Raw genomic sequence first — 17,429 nt, 5'->3', positions numbered from 1 at the left:
GCAACCAATTGTGGCGCGGCCAGGATGAAGCGATGGCGAAGGCGGCATTTCAACGCCCCGAGGCATCGCGCAGGATATCGGTCCGCAGCGTCGCCATCGGCGGCAACCCGCCGCCGCGCGCCGCCTGGGCATGGCGCGCGACCAGCGCCACGGGCCCCGCCAGTTCCGGCACCCGCTGGGCGCGCAAATCCTGCTGCACCACCTCGGCCTCGGTCCCCACCGCCACATCGGCGGCCCCGGCCAGTTGGGCGATGATGGCGGCATAGGCGCGGACGCCGCCCTCCACCTCGGTCTGCACCGAGCCCAGCATGCCGCGCCAGGCGGGCACCTGTTGTGCCGTGCCGCCGACGCTGGCAGGGTTGTTGATCATGGCCTGCAGCCCACCGGCGCGTGAATTGGCGATGAACACCCCGCGCGCCAGCACCGCCGCCGCCTGGATCTGCGCCCGTGCCGCAAGCCTGGCCCGGTCGGCGCGGTCGCGGGTTTCGCGGGCATAGGCGGCGCCCAGCCGGTCCAGCGCCGCCAGCATCGCCGGGTCCGCCTGGTCGCGCCGCAGCGCGTCCAGCAAGGCCGCCGGATCGTCGCCCGGTGTCGCCCGGGCGCGGGTTTCGGCCTGGAAGGCGTCGCGGAAACTGGTGGCGTCGGCCAGGCTGCCCTGCGTGGGCGCGGCCAGCACGAAGCGGGTGCCGATGGTGGCAAGCCGGGTCGGCTCCCCGCTATCGGCGACGAAGGGCGCGTATTCGACCCGCAGGCTGGATCGCAACTGGCCCTCGGTCGTGGTGCGGAAATCGCCGCCGCGCGCGACCAGTCCGCCCGCCAGCCCGTGGTTGCGCCCGACGCGGTTCAGCCGGAACGGTTCCAGCACCCATTCGGCGGCATTGCCCAGCATATCGTGCAGCCCGAGCGGGTTCGGCCGCTTCAGCCCGATGGCCGACAGCCGGCCGGCGGCGCTGCGCGGCCCCTGGAACCAGGCATAGGCCTCCACACCCTCCGGCATCGGGAAGGTGCGGGCCTGGAAATCCGCCTCGCCGACCGCCGCCCCGCCGCGTGCCGCGTATTCCCATTCCTGTTCGGTCGGCAGGCGGACGAAGGCGGGCGCCTGGCCCCGGCGCGGCAATTGCGCCCGGGCATTGCGCAGCAGGAAGCCGGAATAGCGCTGGGCGGCCTCCATCGCCTCGAACCACGACAGGCTGACGGCGGGTTGGCGCCCGGCCGCGGTATTGCCGGCCGGGCATTGCGGGAGGCGGAGCGCGTCGATCTGCGCCCGCGTCGCCTCATACTTGGCCATGAAGAAATGCCGCGGCTGCGGCCCGCCGCCGAAGGGGCCGACCAGATACACGCGCCGCAGGTATTCGACATAGCCGGTGTCCGGGTCGGCACTGCCCAGCAGGGCCGGCCGGTCATCCAGCACGCCATCGCCGGTCGGGGTTTCGATGCGACGGAACGCCATGGCGCCACCGCAAGGCATCGGCAGGATCAGGTCCTCGGGCAGGGGCTGCGGGTTGAAGGCGCTTTGCGGCCAAGTGGGCGCGGGCGCCGGCTGGGCGACGGCCGACCCGGCGAAGAACAGCGAAGCGAGGACCCAGACCCATCGTCCTTTTTTCACCGACACCTGGACCACCCTTGTTGCGGCGCGGACAGCGATGCCCGGCCGGTCAGGCTGTGCCAGGGCGGCGAGAGGGGCAAGGTCGGCGCGGTTCAGTGCCGCTCCAGGAAGCCGAGCACGGCCGCATGGAACAAGGCGGGCTGCTCCATCGGCACGGTGTGCCCGGCATCCGCGATCGCCACCACCTCCGCCTGGGGCACGTGGCGCAGCCAGGCCGCCATCAGCGCGGGCGGCGCCAGCAGGTCGGCGCTTGCCGTGATCGCCAGCAGCGGCAGACGGATGGTCGCGATCTTGGCGAAGGTATTGGGCGTGCGCAGCGGCTGGGCCGGTGCGCCGGGCTGCCGGGCCGCTTCCTGCGCATGCGCCCATGCGGCGACGCGATCGGGGTAGAGGGCGCGGAAGGATGGCCCGATTTCGCGGAAGGTCTCCGGCAGGCTGGCGAAACCGGGGATCGCGATGTTGCGGGTCAGTTGCTGCATCTCGGGTTCGGAGAAGGAGCCGGTGCTGGCGGTGATCACCAGGCTGCGCAGCGTTTCCGGCCGCCAGGCGGCGTAGTCCAGCGACACGAAGCCGCCGCCCGCGACGCCGAGGAGATGGAAGCGCGGCAGGCGCAGATGATCCACCAGCGCCGCCAGATCCTCCGCCACGCTGCCGGGCTGGGGACCGGTCGCCGGATCGGCCAGGCTGCCCCCCCAGCCACGGCGATCGGTGGCGATCACCCGATAGCCGGCGGCGGCGAAGGCTGCGAGTTCCGGCGCCCAACTCTGACTGGTGCCGGTATTCGCGTGCAGCAGCACCAGCGGCACCCCATCCCCGCCCGTGTCGCGGTAGGCCAGGCGCAGGCCCGGCAGCGCGACCTGGCGCAGTTCGGGCATTGTTTGCGCCTGGGCGACGCCGCTCACGGCGAGGCCCAGGGCGAAGAGATCACGGCGGAAGAAAGCATTGCGCATGCTGCCTCACACGAGATGTCGTTCATAGCCTTGCTCAAGCATCCCGCAGCCCCTCCGCCGGATCAACCGCCGCGGCGCGGCGCGCGGCGACGGCGGCGGCCAGGATTGCCGCCAGTGCCGAAAGTGCTGCCGCCGCGCCGATCTCCACCAGCCCGATCCGCGCCAGGGCGCGCCCATCAGCCGCCCCCAGCAGCGACAAGCGGTTGACCAGCATCGCCGCGCCCTGCGCGATCGCCGCCCCCGCCGCCGTGCCCAGCAACGCGAACGCAAGCGACTGCCACACCGGGATCATCACCAAGGTGAGCCGCCGCATCCCCATCAGCCGCAGCAAGGACAGCGTGCGCCGCTTGCGTTCGACCGATGCCCAGAGCGCGGCCGCCAGTCCCAGGATGAACCCGGCCCCACCCACCGCCGCGATCACCGCGACGGCGGCGTTCAGGTTGCGGTCCAGGGCCAGCAAGGCCGCCACATCCTCCGCCCGTGATGCGGTTTCGATGTTTTGTTCGCGCAGGGCGGCGACCAGGGTCGGCACATCCTCCAACCGGCGCGCGTGCAGGCGAAAACCCTCGGCGGTGCGCGGCCCGGCATCGGCGGCGCGGTCGTCGGTAAAATCCTGCACACGGCGGCCCATCGCCGGGTCGGCAAAGATCGCATCCCGCGCGCCGGCGGCGGGGGGTGCTATGGCGGCGACGGTCAGGTCCATGCCCAGGACCTCCCGCGCGCTGCCCACCGTGCGGACCACCCGAAACCGCAGCGGGTCACCGGGCGCGACGGCCAGGCGCTGCGCGGCGCTGGCGGTCAGGACGGCCTGGCCCTCGGCCGGTGGCGGCAGGCCAGGTAGCAGGGGGTCGCCGGGGCCGGTCGGCAAGACCTCGACCCGGATGGCGGCGCCTGGGTTGGCGCGGGATTCCAGGCTGCCGGTCGCGGCCAGCAGGCGCGTGCGGGCGACCAGGAAGCCGACATCGGGGCGGGCGCGCAGGCTGGTGAACCAGGCGTCGTCCAGCGCGCGATTGGTGGTGTTCACGATTTCCCGCGCGCGGGGGCTGGCGGCCAGGTCTTCCTTCAGCCCGGCGATGACCCCGGCGCGCAGGCCGGCCAGCAGGATCAGCGGCGCGATCACGGCGGCCAGGGCGAGCACGCTGCACAGTGTGAACGCCGGTTCCCGCCGCAGATCGGCCAGGGCGAGACGCAAGGCGCGCATCAGGCGTCCACCGGCTCCGCCAGGGTGCTGGCTGCCGCCGCGGGGCGCAGGGGGGCTTCCAAAAACCCGTGGCGGCGGGCGGCGGCGACGTCATGGGTCGCCAGCAGCACGGCGGCACCGGCGCCGCGCGCCTGTTCGGCCAGCAGGGTCAGGATGGTGTCCGCCATGTCGGGATGCACGCTGGCGGTGGGTTCATCGGCGACCACGACGGCCGGGCGATGCGCCAGGGCGCGCAGGATCGCCGCGCGCTGGCGCTGGCCGACCGACAGGCTGTCGGGGAAGCGGTCCAGCAGCGGGGCCACCTCCAGCGCCTCGGCCAGGGCGGTGATATGGGCGGCGTCGCGGCGCCCGGCAAAATCCTGCGCCAGTTGGGCATTGGCGCGAATGGTCAGGAAGGGCACCAGCCCGCCGGTTTGCAGGATATAGCCGAAACAGGCGCCGCGCAGGGCGGCCAGCGCCTCCACCCGCCCGGCCTGCCACAGGGCGGCGGCGTCATGCCCCGCGACGCGCAACGCCCCCGCCGCATCGGGCCGGCGGGCCAGGGCCGCGACGTCGAGCAAGGTGGATTTGCCCGTGCCGGAGGCCCCCGTCACCGCGAGCAACCCGCCGGGCGCCAGCGACAGCACCGGCACCGTCAGGGTGAAGACCGCACCGCCCGAGCGCCGCCGTGACACGACCCCCCGCAATTCCAGCGCGGGGCAAAAGATCACGGCAGGCTGTCGAGCGGCACCGGAAACACCGCGGACCCGGGCTGTGCGCCGCTGCCGAGTTGCACCCAAAGGGCCGGGGTGCGCGCGTATTCCTCGAACAGGCGCAGCTTGGCTTCCAGCCCGTTCAGCAATTCGCGCTGCCCACCCGGTTGCAGGTCCAGCCAATCCTGTTCGGTCAGTTCCATCACCTGGCTGCGATAGGGCAAGCCATCCAGGTATTCGCCAAAGGCGCCGCCCAGCCGTTCCAGATTGCCGATCCGTCGCGGATCGCGCGCCGCGGCCAGGGCCGCCGCGCGGATATTGGCGAAGACCGTCTGCGGCGCGAGCCGCCCCGCGTTCGCCTGGTCCACCACAAGCCGCAAGGCCGCCTGCAAATCCGACAGTTGGTCACGCGTCAGCAGCACCCGCACATCCATATTGGCGCGATCCGGGTTGCGCAGGTCGCGGTCGGTCGAAAACGACCGCACAATATCCGGCGCCTGGGTTTCCTGCGCGCGGCCGAGGTAGGACAGCCGCATCGCCTGGGCCACCACTTCCACCTGCTGCGCGACCTGGGGGGTGGCCGCGGCGGGTTCGCCGCGCAACTGCCCGATGGGCGTGCCGGTCAGGGCGGCGACCTGGCGCAACAGCGCCTCGGTGATCGCTTCCACCGTCTGGCCAAAGGCCGCGACCTCGCCATTCGGGATCGGGTAGTAGAGCGAGCCATTGGCGCCATCGAAGCGCGTGAGTTCGGTGTATTGCGACCGCGCGCGGGCGTGGTTGTTGCGGCCCTCCGGCGTTTGCAGATGCAACACGAAGGGCGCGATCTGGCGCTGCTTCAGCAGGTCGCGGATTTCGCGGATGCCGAGATGGGTGGAGGAGCGCGGGTCATTCGCCTCCCGCGCGCCCGCATCCGTCACCATGATGAGGAAGCGTCCACCGAAGGAGGCCCAGTCGATCTCGTCGATCGCGGATTTCAGCCCGGCGATGGCGTCTTCGTCAAAGCCTTCGTTGCTTTCCGTCGCGGCATTGGCGGCGGCGATCTGCGGCAGGATGGCGGCGACGGGTGCGGCGAAGTCCGGCCTCGCAAAGACGCGCGTGACGTATTCCAGGCTGGCATTGCCCTCCATCGCGTCGCGATAGGCGATCAGGCCGAAGCGGAAGCGATCGCGCAGCGGCGTTTCGCCGACGCGGGCCATGACGTTGCGGATCGCATCGCGCGTGCGGTCGAGATACGGCTGCATCGACAAGGTTGTGTCGAGCACGAAGACGATGGTGCCGCGGAAATTCTCCAGCGGATTCGGCGGCGGCGGCGCGGGGGCGGCGGTGCGCTCGGCGGGGGCCGAGGCGACTTCCAGCAGGCGCATGCGATTGCCGCGCTCGTTCTCGATCTCCTCCGCCGACAGGATCGGCAGCAGGTAGAAGTTGCGCGTGATGTCGACGAAGGTTTCGGGTTCCAGCGCGATCACGCGGCCGTCGTTGGCGGTGCGTGCGGTGGCGGCGGCCGCCGCCATATCCTGCGACAGGATGACGCGACGGAGCGGGTCGCGCTCCGCGAAAAACATGGTGCGGTCGCGCCCGGCGGGGTTGGTGAAGGACAGCACCATCGTCTGGCGCCAGGCGACGCTGCGTTCTTCCCGCATCCAGCCGACGGTGGGACCCTGGGCGTCGGGTCCGACCTCGATCCAGCCGTTCTGGCGCGCATAGACGTGGAACAGCGTGAAGCCGGGAATGGGCCGCCCGTTCGCCGCGTCGGGGGCTGTGTGCAGGGTGGCGCCGGGGCGGACCAGGACTTTTTGGGTCAGGGTCTGCTTACCCTCCATGATCAGGGCGCTGCGCTGCGCCGGCGGCACGATGATGCCGCGGCTTTGTTGCGCGGTCGCGGGCAGCGCCAGGGCCATCAGCAGAAGGGCGATACGCATCATGGCCAATTGTCCTGCAATGCGAGGGCGGCACTCGAATCCCCGGCCTGGGCGGCGGCCGACAGGCGGTCGCGCAAGGCCGCGCGGGCCGGCGCGGCGGCCGGGTCGCCCGCCCGTTCGGCCGCGCGCCAGTATTGCGCGGCCTTGGCGGGATTGGGCACGGAAAGCGCGCCGCCCTGGGTAAAACTCGCGGGATCATACAAGCGCGCCAGGGCGCTGATCGCCGGCGGATGGTTTTGCGCCGCCGCCAGTTCCAGCAGCAGCAGCGCGTCCTGGTGCTGTGCCCGCGCCTGGCGCCGTTCGGCGACGGCCAGGATCTGCGCCGGGGCCAGGTTCATCGCCGCGATCTGCGCGGGGGTCGCGGTGTCCAGCGGGTCGGCCACGGGGGGGACGACCTGTTCGGGCTGCGCCCAGAGCCCCATCATCTCATCCTGGTAGATCCAGCCGCCCAGTGAGGCCGCGGCGACCAGCATCATCACCAGCGCATAGATCGGCGCCCGCCGCCGCGACGGGGATGCGGGCGCCGCGGGGTCGGGCGGCGGCATCGTGCTCGGCGGCATCACCGGTGGCGGGCGGGAGATCACGACGGTCGCATCGGTATCCGGTGCCGGCAGCGGATCAGGCCCGCGCAGCGGCGGCGCGGGTCTTTCCGCCCGTGCGGCCCGGCGTGCGGTGGCGAACCCGGCCCGCTTGGCGGCGGGCAGTGGCGCGATGTCGGGCCACATCACCACCTGGGTCAGGTCGATCTCCGGCAAGCCCAGGCGGATCGGTCCGGCCTCCAGGTGTTCGACCACATCCGGCCCCAGGATCAGCACCAGGTGGGCGCCCTGGTCGAAGGCGGAGTCCGGCGCCAATCGGGCCGCCGCGACCTGCCAGCCGCGCGGGCCCAGGCTGTCCGCACCGAAGCCTTCGCGGGCGATGGTGACGGCAGAGATGATCTGGCCGGCCATGCCCTCAACCAGGACGCGCGCAAAGCCGCCATCGGGGTGGTCGGCGTCTTCCTGGATCAGGATGCGGGTCATGCGGCGTGCGCGGCGGTCAGCGCCGTGTCCAGATCGGCCAGGATGCGGCCCAGCGCGGCATTGCGCGCGACATCCACCTGGTCGTCGCCATCGCCCTGCACGTTCAAATCGATCGATCGCAGGAAGGCCTGGATCCAGTCGAGCGATTGCTGGCGGTCGTAGTCGGCGGCGGTCTCGCCCAGGGCCGGGATGGAATCCGCCGCACGGCGCGGCGCGAAGACGGGGCGGCGGTCGGCGCCGACCAGGGGCCGCTCCGCGACCGGCATGGCATCGAAGCCAAGGGCTGCGACAAAGCCGCCGATGCGCAGCGCCGCACATAGCCCGCACACGGCCGCGGCGGCCGTCGCATGGCGCCGGAACCCCAGGATGGCGCGGATTTCGGCGGCGATCGACGTCTGCAATTTGGTGCGCCGGGCCGAACGCAGCAATTCCGCCACCAAGGTGCCCGCCGCTTCCGGCGTCAGCCCATACAATGTCGCCGCCGCCGGGCTATCGGCAAAGGCGTGCAGCCGGTCGGCCCATAATTTCAGCGCGGTCGAGGCCAGGGTATCCGCCTCATCCCCCTGCCCATCGCTGTCTATCTCTGGCGGCGTGTCGTCGCCGAAATCCAGTTCCGCCAACAAGCCGCTGGCGGCGGTCCGGGCGCCGATGGAAATGGCGTTGGAATCGGGCGCCGCGAAACGCGCGCGGGCGAGGGAGGCCGCGACCTCATCCGCCTCCGGCGACAGCGCGCGCAGCAGATGGCCGAAGCGCTGGCGTTCGACGGCCTTGGCCAAGGCAATGGCGACGGCACGGCCGGCGGCGCGGCGCTTGACCAGTTCCTGCGCCAGATCGGCGGAATGCCAATGCGGCAGCAGGCGCGCCCGCAGCCTTTCGCCCAGGTCGGCCAGGCGTGCCGCCACCTGGCGGCGCTTTAGCGCGGGATCGCAAACGGGGCGAAGCCGCGCCGCGAGATGGCTGATGCCGCCATCGTTCAGCCGCATCGCCTCGTCCCAGGCCAGCGACGGATCGGAAAAGTGTTTCTGGGCCTCGGGGTTGTCCAGGAAATCCTGGCGCAGGCGGCCAACGCGTTCCGATTCCTGCGGGCGCACGCCGGTCTCGTGCCCATCGGCATCGTAGTCCAGGATCGCCTTGTTCTCGACATTCGGGTTGCGCAGCCAGAACAGGTTCTGGAACGGCTTGCCGGGATGCCATTCGCGCGGCCAGGCGGATTCCTTGCCGAAGAAATCGGTCAGCGACGCCGCCAGGCGCGCCGTCCAGCGCGTGCCGCCGACGTCGGATGCGCCCTTCTTGCTTTCGAATTCCGCATCGAACTTGGTCAGCACGAAGAACAGCGCGGTCGGTTGTGCCGCGCGCTTTTCCGGCGTGTCGCCATGCGTGCCGTCGATCCATTCCGCGACCATGCGCGGCAGGGTGCGGACTTCCTGGTTGGACGGGCCGATGCACAACAGCATGCCGGTCAATTCATTCTCGGCGCAGTAGCGTTCGAACAGATAGGCGACTTTTCCGCGCAACAGGATGGCCGGGAGTTTTGCAGGATCGGCCAGATGTCTTGCGGGATCGCGGATCTGTTCGCGCGACCGCGCCCCCGGAAAATCCAGCAGGTCGGTGACGTCGAAGAAATCCCACGGCTTTGTCTGCAACTGGACGGTGACTTCCGCCACCAGCGCGGTCAGCACCGCGCGCGGCAGATCGGCCCGCGCACCCGTGCGGGTCGCGACCGCGATGGTCGCATCGGCCGGATCGTTCAGCCGGTTCAGGGTCAGCACATCGATGATGCTGGCTTCGCGCGGCAGTAGCGCCGTCAGTGGGCAGAAGGCGTCATCGGCATGGCCCAGCAAGGCCAAGGCTGAGGCCAGCCGCACATAGGCCGCCGACAGCGCCGGCAACCGCCCCCAGACGACACCCAACAGATCCGCGCGCCCGGCATGGTCCAGCCTCGGCGCCAATTCACTCGCGGCCTGCCAGAACCGCGCGGTCTTCAGCGCCTGGACGGTGGAATGGCCGCCAAAACGCGCTTCGAAATATTCGCGCAGATCGACGAAGACATCATCCTCCGACAGCTTGTCGAAGGGCTGCGGCAACAGCCGCCCGCGCGCCTGTTCGATGGCGGCTTCCAGCGCGCCGGCGCCCGGGGGTTCCACATCGGCCGGATCGAAATCCGACAGGAAGGCATTGCCCAGGATCTTGATGACATCGGTCTGCGACAACAGCCGCAGTGCCACCGGCATCCCCGGCGGTCCCTGGATCGGCTTCATGGTGAAGCGGGTGACCAGGCCCGTCGCCTCGCGCCCGCCCTCGGGGTTGATCTCCCGCACGAAATCGACGGCGCGGGTTTCGAACAGGGTCATCAGCGGTGCGGAACCCGCACGCGCCAAGGCCGAGATCAGATACGACTTTCCCGCCTGCGACGGGCCGAACACGCCCACACACATCGGTCGCGCGGCGGCCGCCGCCAGCTTGTGCGCCCGCACCCGCGCCCCGCGCAATTCGCGCGCCAGCGCCGCCGCATCCAGCCCGGGTTTGCTGGACGTCGCGAACCAGTCGAGCGCCCGGCCCGACGCCGCCTCGACCCCCCGCGCCTGGTTGGCGAGTTCCTGGTCTGTCATGGCACGCCCAGCGCCCCCGTATCGCGCCAGTAGCCGGCGTCGTCGCGCATCGTCTGCAAGCGCATCAGCACCGTCGTCGTATGCAACTCCTGCTTATCGGCATCGCGAATGCTGACCGGCTTGAAGTTTTCCAGCGCGGCTTCCGCTTCCGCGTTCGTGGCATTGTCCGCGGCCGTGCCGCGCGCCAGGCGCAGGGTCAGCGGCAGCGCCAGGTTCCGCACCCCATCGGCATTGCCGAATTCCAGCGCGTACAAGGGCGTCGCCGGCCAGCGTTCCAGCGGCAATTGCCGGAAGCCGAGCATCGACGGCGCCTCGAACGGGATCTCCACCTCCAGCGGCATGCCGCTATCGGCGGCGTCCAGGTCGACGTCGCGCAGATACACGTTCTGCCGCAATAATTGGCCCGAGGTCTCCAACCGCCCGATGAAGCGTGCGGTGGATTTCATCCCCAACCGCGACGACCGCAGCAGGAAGCCGGGCAGCGAACCCTCGGCCAGGGTCGCCACCATCGCGCCGACGGCGGCGGTGGTCTTCGGGTCTTCGATCCGCCCGTTGGAATCGCGGAACGGATACCAGCCGCCGGCCGGATAGCCCTGCATATGCACGATGCGATGCGCGGGCACCGGCAGCTTCGCCAGCACGATATCCGTCACCGCGCGCAGCCGCGACGGACGGCCGGACAGCAGCAGCACATCGCAATCGAAGGCATGCGCGGCCTCGCACAGATCGGCCAGGATCGGGCCCAGCGTGCCGCGCACCAGCCCGTCCATGGCACCCGCCTCGGCCGGCACTTCGACGGCGTCCAGCACGAAGCCCACCGCCCCCGCATCGGCGGCGGCGCGTTCGAAGAATGCGATCGCGCGATCATGCCGCGGGCGCCCCGGCCCGGCGGTCAGCGGCAGGCGCGCGAACGGCCCGTCCTCGGCGGGTGTCAGCGCTTCATAGGCCGACAGCAGCGCCAGCGCGCAGGGTTCCAGCACGCGCGCGACAAACTGGCGCGTCAATTGCCGTTCCGATTCCGCCTGTCCGCCCCGCGCGCCACCCAGCACGCGGCGCAGGAATGCCTTTGGCTCACCCAGGCCCGCATTGCCCAGCGCCTGTTCCAGCGGCGGCAGCACCATGCGTTCGATGACGGTTTGCAGCAGGTCGTCGCCGGCGATCTTGAAGCCTTCGCGGAAATTCTGCGTCGGGCGGATTTCCTGGTCCTGCGCCAGGGCGAAGGTCGTCACCGCCAGGTCGGTCGTGCCGCCGCCGATGTCGATGCTGGCGATGCGCAGCGACGGCGTGGTGCCGTAGCCTTCGCGCGTGCGCCCCATCAGCGTGAACAATTGCCGCGCATCGGCCTGCAAGCGATGCATCGCCTCGGCATAGAGCCAGACAAGCTGCGTCGCCGTTGCCTCATCCAGATTCGCCGTCACGCGCGGCGGCGCGGGGGCCGCGGCCGCGCGTTCGGGGGCGGCCGTGGACCAGCCCATCCAATCCCAGACCAGTTCGACGGCATGTTCGGCACGGCGCCGCACGATGCGTTGTTCCGCGACCGGCATGGCCGTCGGCAGGGTCAGGATCACCCGGCGCAGCCGGCGCGGCACATCGGCGTTGCGCCGCGCCGCGCGGGTGGCGGGCGCGTTGATCTGGCTGATCGCCTGCGAAAAAATCTCCGCCAGCATCAGGGTGAACAGCGACGACCGCGAAAACCGCGCCCGGATCCCCGGCGCCGCGTTGCGGCTGCGGGAGACGACTTCGCCGGTTTCGGTCAGGGCGACCATGAAAGCGCCCATCACCGGCAATTCCTTGGCGACACCTTGCGCCCCGGCAAAACGCCATCCGAGCACCGCCGGCCGCTCATCCCAAAGGTAGCGCTTGGGCGAGGACAATCCCGTCGCGCCCTCGTTGCCGATCGACTGCCCGGCAAGCCGGACGGCTTCCGGACCCACCCGCAGCGGCGAATGCCAGACGAAGGCATCGGCGCGCCCCGACCGGCGCGAGGCCGCGTCGTCGCCGAAATTCGCGCGGGAGAACTCGACGCGGCTTTCGAACGGCTTCTGCCAGGTCAGTTCCGGCCGGGTCAGGTCGCGCAGCGCCAGCGGGTAGGAATCATTCAGCGACAGCGGCCCGTCGGGCGCGGATTCGACCAGGATGCCGCAGGTCCGCGCATTGCCGATGTCCAGCACCAGGTCGACATCGACCATCGGCTTGCGGCGCCCCGGTTCGCCGGGATTGACCAGCCGCACGCGGGGAGCGGCGCCGGCATGGCCCAGGACCTCCAGCATCGTCAGGAACCGTGCCCAGGGTTCCATGCGATAGGGCAGGTCCTCCACCTTCACCTCCCGCCCGCGCCGTTGCGCGCGCTTGAGGTCCAGGAACATCGCCTCGATCCATTGCCCGAACCAGCCCTCGGCCAGGAATCCGGCATTGTCGGCCATGCGGGCGGCCAGGGCGAATTCATGTTCCTCCTCGGCATCCTCCGGTCTGGGGGCGCTGTAGGGGCGGCCCTTCTGGAAGGCCGCGAGGCTGGTGTCGAAGGCCAGCACCGCGCGATGCGACACGCCGCGCAGCCCGGTCATTTCCACGATCCGCACCCGGACCCAATTGGTCGGCCCGGGTTCGAACCCCGCCGCGCCATCGGCCTGGCCCGATTTTACGCGCAGGTAGGGTAGCGGGACCCAACGGCCCAGGAACGGTTCCAGCGCCTGGCTGCGGGTGATGCGATAGACCTCGTCCTCGGGCGGGTGCTGCTGGCCGACCGGGTCGTACAGCTCGCCCTCCTCCGATTCTTCCAGCGCGCGCAGAAACACCTGCTGGTCGCCGGCCTCGTCCCGCATGTGCAGCGGCTTCTCGTCCCAGAAGGCGCGGCCGATGCGCGGCAGCGCCTCGATGTCGAAATCCACATCGAGGAACTGGATCCCGGATGCCGGGATCAGGCTCAGCAAGGGTGCCAAGGGGGCTGTCATGAAGGGGGGGATCGCATGGGCTCCGCGAATAGGGCGTTACTATCGGCGGAAGCGGTGCGGCGCAGCAAGGCGGATGGGTTCATCTCTGAAACGTCACCCGCGACCGGGTGCCCTGGCCGGGCTGGGTGGTTTCGCATTCGGCGCGGGTGTCATTGGCCCTTTCGCAACGGCTGATGCGGCGGAAGATGTAGGACTGGTCGTTGCATTGCAGGTCGCTGACGTCGTCGATCAGCAGGTTGCGCCCCTCGAAACTGCCGCGCGCCGGGCCTTCGCAGACCGCGCCATTGTCGAAGGTCAGGGTCTGCCGCCCCTGCCCGGCGCGGTCGAAACACACCCGCCAGGCGCGCACGGTGTTGATCCGCCCGGTGCGGACATCGCGCGTGCGGTAGTCGGAGGCGAGGTTCCAGCACCCTTCCAGCAAGGCGACATCGCCCCGGTTCCAGCGATCGGCCGGCAGGTCGGTGCGCGGCGGCGGGGGGGGGGGCGGCGTTGGCCGGGGCGGCGGTGGCGCCGGGGGCAGTGTCGGCTCCGGTTCAGGGGCGGCCGGCACGGGCGGCGGCGGCGGGGCTTGCGGCAGCGGGCAGTCCTGCTGCTGCCGGCCGCGCGCCAGGCGCAGTGCCTCACGCTCACCGGCCAGCGCCCGGCCCTGTTCGCGCGCCTGTTCCAACTCCCGCAACGCGGCCAACTGCGCCGTATCCACCTGGCAGGCCGGCAGCGGCGGTTCCAGCATCCCGCGCAGCACCGGGGCCGCGAACAGCGCCGCCGCGCCAAAGGCCACCAGCGCGGCGGCGGTGATCCATAGTGCCGCCCGGTCCCGCGCCACCGGGGCGGCCACCGTCGCGTCATCGAACCGCGCCAGCGCCGAGACCACCGGCCCTTCGGGTGCCGCGAACCCCCAGGCGGCCAGCACCGGCGCGCCATCGACGGCAAACACCGTGTCCTGCACCGGCACCATGCGCGCGAGGTCGAGCAAGGCGGCCTTGTCGGTGTCACCCTGCGCCCGCGCGGTTTCGGCGGCCCGGCGGATGTCGGACAGCAGCAGGGTCAGGCTGGCGGCAAAAACCGCCCGGTCGTGCCGGTTCAGCCCGGTCAGGCCGCGCATCGCGCTGCCCGGGGCGTCCCAGGCGATGGCCTCCGCCCCCTCGGCGGGGGTCGCGAGCAGGGCCGCGTGATGCGGACCCATGGCGGCCAGCAAGGGCCGCAACCGGGCCAGGGCGACACCTGGCGTCAGCCCGGCGGGGCCGGTCCAGCGTAGCCGGTTCTTGGGCAGTTCGGTGAGGCGCAGCATCCCCGTCACCTCGCCGGGATCGTGAAGCGGTCGACGACGCGCGGCGGCCCGGGGCGTGCGATGCCCTGGATCACCCGTTCCGGCTGGCCCTGCACGCGGATGGTCACGCGATAGGGTGTCTCCGGCCGGTCCACATTGTCGAACTGATGGACGCGCACCTGGTAGGTGCCGGGCTGCGGATTGTCGAAGAACACGTTTTCCACCGGCGTGCGGCTGCGGTTGCCGCCCACGTTGCGGTCCACGTCCAGCGTGCCGCCGCAGGCGCGGGTCCGCTGGTAGGAGATGATCTGCCCGTCCGGGCAGACGATCGACAGGTCCAGATCATCGCGCGTGTCCCAGCCCAGGATGATCTGCGCACGGCCTTCCTGGCCGCCTTCGCGGCGGGCGCGGTCGGCGTCGTCATTGCGCGGCGGCGTGGGGGGCGGCGTCGGCGGGGGCTCCGGCCGTGGCGGCGGGGGCGGCGGCGGGTCGGGGCGCCGGGGCGGCGGTTCGGGCGGGCGCGGTGGTGGCGGGGGTGGCGGCGGCGGCTGGCAGGCCAGGCGCCGCCGGCCGAGTTCCTCGGCGATGCCGGCCAGGCGGTCGCGCAACGTGGCTTCCTCGGCCCGCACGGCGTCCAGGTCGCGCAGCAGTTCCAGGTCGGCTGGGTCGATCGTGCATTGTGCGTCCGAATTCGCCAGCCAGCCCATCGGGTCGCGCCAGGCGATGAAGGCGCCGATCGCCAGCAGCAGCGCCAGCAGGGCGGCGGCCAGCAAGGCCCAGGGCCAGATCGGCCGGCGCGGGGTCGGGCCCAGCGCCAGGATCGCCATGGGTGTCGCGGTATTCGGCAGGGTGCGCAGCAGGGCCGCACCCTCTGTCCGCCCGGCCAGGTGATGGCCCCAGGCGACCAGGAAGAGCGCGTCGCCCCGGATGCGGATGTAGGAGCGGTCGGGGATTTCCAGCGCCAGCCGGATCAGGTCGCCGAGCAGCCGCAGCCCTTCGTCGCGTTCGGCCAGCAGGCGTTCGGCCTCGGCCCGGATGGCGGCGGCCAGGGTTTCGAAACCGGCGACCCTGTCCGGGGCGGCGTCGTCCAGCGGCAGCGCGTCGCCGCTGCCATCGGCATACCAGTCGGTGGTGCCGCGCGCGGGATCGGGGCTGGGTTCGGCCAGGATGGCCGCATGCGCGGGGGACAACCGCCGCGCCAGATGGGCCGCGATCTGCGCCCAGGCCGCGACCACCGGCTGCCCGCCGGTGGCCAGCGCGTGCAGATCGGCATCGCGCGTCGTGGCGGCGAGGAGACGCGCCATGGCTTAGGGCGTCCGGGCCGGGGCGGCTGGGGTGGGCGGTGTTGTGGCGGGTGGCGTCGTGGCGACAGGTGCCGCCGCCGGCGGTGCCGTTCCCGGCGCCCCCCCGGCCGGCGGGACAACGGCTGGCGGGACAACGGCTGGCGGGACAACACCCGGCGGCACGGCCGGCGTCACGATCTCCACCGGCACCGGCGCCGCCTGCGGGCTGCACGCCCCATCGGCCAGCGCCGGCGTTACCCCGGCGCCGCGCAGGAACTCCAGCAAGGCCTCGGTTTTTTGGGCATAGGACACGCGTTCGGCCATCTGCGCGTTGATGAAGTTGAAGGTATTCACCCCCACCACCCGCCCGCAGCGGTCCACCAGCGGCCCGCCCGAATTGCCCGGGCTGATCGACGCCGTATGCGGCATCGCGACCAGCCCGCTCTGCAAGGTCTGGATTGCCGAGATCCGGCCATCCGTCGTCACCAGGTCCGGCAGTTGCGACAGATCGCCCTGCACCACCGCGCGGAACCGCGCGTCGTTCTGCACGATCGCGGCCGGGAAACCCGCGGCCACGACCTCATCCAGCCGCTGCGCCTGGCGCGTCAGGGTAAAGGGGGTCAGGGATGGCGCGCCCTCCACCTGCAACAAGGCGAAATCGGGCTGCCCCGGCTGCGCCGCCGCCGTCGTCTGCACGACACGCGCCGGGAAGGCGCGGCCGAGATGCCGGCTCGTCACCACCACCTGCCCACCGGCGGCCGCGACCACATGGTTGTTGGTCACGATCTGGCCCGGGCCGACGAAGAAGCCGGTGCCGATGCTGGTGCCATCCGGCCCGCCCTGGCCAATGACCAGCACCACCGCCTGGTCCAACTGCTGCAGCAGGTTCGACGGGCGCGGGGCCAGCGGCGCGTCGGGCGCCGGGGCCGGCGTCGGCCGGGCGGGCAAATCCTGCGGCATCAGGGTGCGGCCGGGGGGTGCGAGGGTATTGGGCTCGGCGCGGCAGACATTGCCCTGGGATGCGGCGCGGGCGCGTTCGACCTCCTCGGCCAGGGTTTCGTTGCTGCGGCGCTGGAGTTCGATCGCCTGCCGCACCCGGTCGCGATCGACGAATTCGGCGGTCAGGCGGCGGTTGGCCACCTGGTCGGCCAGCGCCCGCCAGCCGAGCCAGAACCCCAGGGCCAGGAACAGCGCCGCGATGCCCAACCCGACCGGCAGCAGCCACCAGCGGCGCGGCCCACCCGGGGCGATGCCGCCCGGCGGCGGCGGCGGCGGGGCCGGCGGCGCGGTCGCACCACCCGTGGGCGCGGCGCGCGGCGGGGCCGGCGCCGGCGCGGTGCCCGGCAGCCACGGCCCCAGGGCGGCCATCCCGGCCGCACCAAGCCCCCAGCCCGCCAGCACCGGCCGCCCATCCAGCACCAGGATGCCGCCGGCATCCGGCAGGGTCAGCGCGGCCGCCAGCAGCGCGGCGTCCGGCCCGGCACCCTTGGCGCGTGGCGCCAGGGCGGCCAGGGCCTCGCGCAACTGCGCCTCGGCCGCGGCGCGGCGCGGTTGCGGCAGGCTGGTCAGCGCCTCCGGCTCGGCGCCATTGGCGGTCGGGCCATACCAGGCGAAGGACACGATGCTGCCCGAGGCATCGCGCGTCGGCACCGGCTCGGCGAACAGCCCGGCAAAGGCCCCGGCGGCGCGCTGCACCTCGGCAAAGCGCGCCTGCACCGGCTGGCCGCCGGCCAGGGCGGGCGCTTCCGCCCCGGTTTGCAGCAGGAACTGTGGTGCTGCCATGGCGTGCCTCCCGTCGCATCGATTCCCGCGCTGCGACGCGGCCCGATGATCCGGGGGGATTGCGCCACCAATGCGGCGGCGCGGCAAGGCTTGCGGGCGGCCGGTCACCGCGGTGTGACGTGGGGCGGCGCCCTTGCCGCGCCGGCC

11 protein-coding genes are annotated in these 17,429 nt (G+C 71.8%); all 11 read right to left on the bottom strand.

The genetic code is table 11. The annotated features are described in order from the left end of the window. Positions 1-49: 49 nt before the first annotated feature. On the bottom strand, positions 50-1,612 hold the full coding sequence (locus ACQW02_RS25060) for a formylglycine-generating enzyme family protein (protein ID WP_431282636.1): 1,563 nt from the start codon (positions 1,610-1,612) through the stop codon (positions 50-52). A gap of 86 nt (positions 1,613-1,698) precedes the next feature. Beyond that, complete coding sequence (locus ACQW02_RS25055) at positions 1,699-2,556, bottom strand: alpha/beta fold hydrolase (protein ID WP_431282635.1); 858 nt, start codon at positions 2,554-2,556, stop codon at positions 1,699-1,701. A gap of 34 nt (positions 2,557-2,590) precedes the next feature. Continuing rightward, a complete protein-coding gene (locus ACQW02_RS25050) occupies positions 2,591-3,757 on the bottom strand; it encodes an FtsX-like permease family protein (protein WP_431282634.1) in 1,167 nt (388 codons plus the stop codon). Then, positions 3,757-4,467, bottom strand: coding sequence for an ABC transporter ATP-binding protein (locus tag ACQW02_RS25045; protein WP_431282633.1), 711 nt, complete (start codon positions 4,465-4,467; stop codon positions 3,757-3,759). Before ACQW02_RS25045 ends, ACQW02_RS25050 begins: the two co-directional genes overlap by 1 nt. After that, entirely contained in the window at positions 4,464-6,371 is a 1,908-nt protein-coding gene (locus tag ACQW02_RS25040) for a vWA domain-containing protein (RefSeq protein WP_431282632.1), read from the bottom strand. The genes ACQW02_RS25045 and ACQW02_RS25040 overlap by 4 nt, the downstream gene beginning before the upstream one ends. Next, complete coding sequence (locus ACQW02_RS25035; protein WP_431282631.1) at positions 6,368-7,390, bottom strand: hypothetical protein; 1,023 nt, start codon at positions 7,388-7,390, stop codon at positions 6,368-6,370. The genes ACQW02_RS25040 and ACQW02_RS25035 overlap by 4 nt, the downstream gene beginning before the upstream one ends. Beyond that, positions 7,387-9,999, bottom strand: a complete 2,613-nt coding sequence (locus tag ACQW02_RS25030; RefSeq protein ID WP_431282630.1) for a virulence factor SrfC family protein — start codon at positions 9,997-9,999, stop codon at positions 7,387-7,389. The genes ACQW02_RS25035 and ACQW02_RS25030 overlap by 4 nt, the downstream gene beginning before the upstream one ends. Next, entirely contained in the window at positions 9,996-12,950 is a 2,955-nt protein-coding gene (locus ACQW02_RS25025; protein WP_431282629.1) for a virulence factor SrfB, read from the bottom strand. The genes ACQW02_RS25030 and ACQW02_RS25025 overlap by 4 nt, the downstream gene beginning before the upstream one ends. A gap of 79 nt (positions 12,951-13,029) precedes the next feature. Then, entirely contained in the window at positions 13,030-14,238 is a 1,209-nt protein-coding gene (locus ACQW02_RS25020; protein WP_431282628.1) for a hypothetical protein, read from the bottom strand. Positions 14,239-14,243: 5 nt separating this feature from the next. Continuing rightward, a complete protein-coding gene (locus ACQW02_RS25015; protein WP_431282627.1) occupies positions 14,244-15,521 on the bottom strand; it encodes a hypothetical protein in 1,278 nt (425 codons plus the stop codon). Positions 15,522-15,524: 3 nt separating this feature from the next. Beyond that, a complete protein-coding gene (locus ACQW02_RS25010; protein WP_431282626.1) occupies positions 15,525-17,282 on the bottom strand; it encodes a S1C family serine protease in 1,758 nt (585 codons plus the stop codon). Positions 17,283-17,429 lie beyond the last annotated feature (147 nt).

The sequence above is a fragment of the Humitalea sp. 24SJ18S-53 genome (genome assembly GCF_050632385.1).
Taxonomy (GTDB): domain Bacteria; phylum Pseudomonadota; class Alphaproteobacteria; order Acetobacterales; family Acetobacteraceae; genus Humitalea.
This window is presented reverse-complemented; position numbering and strand designations above follow the sequence as displayed.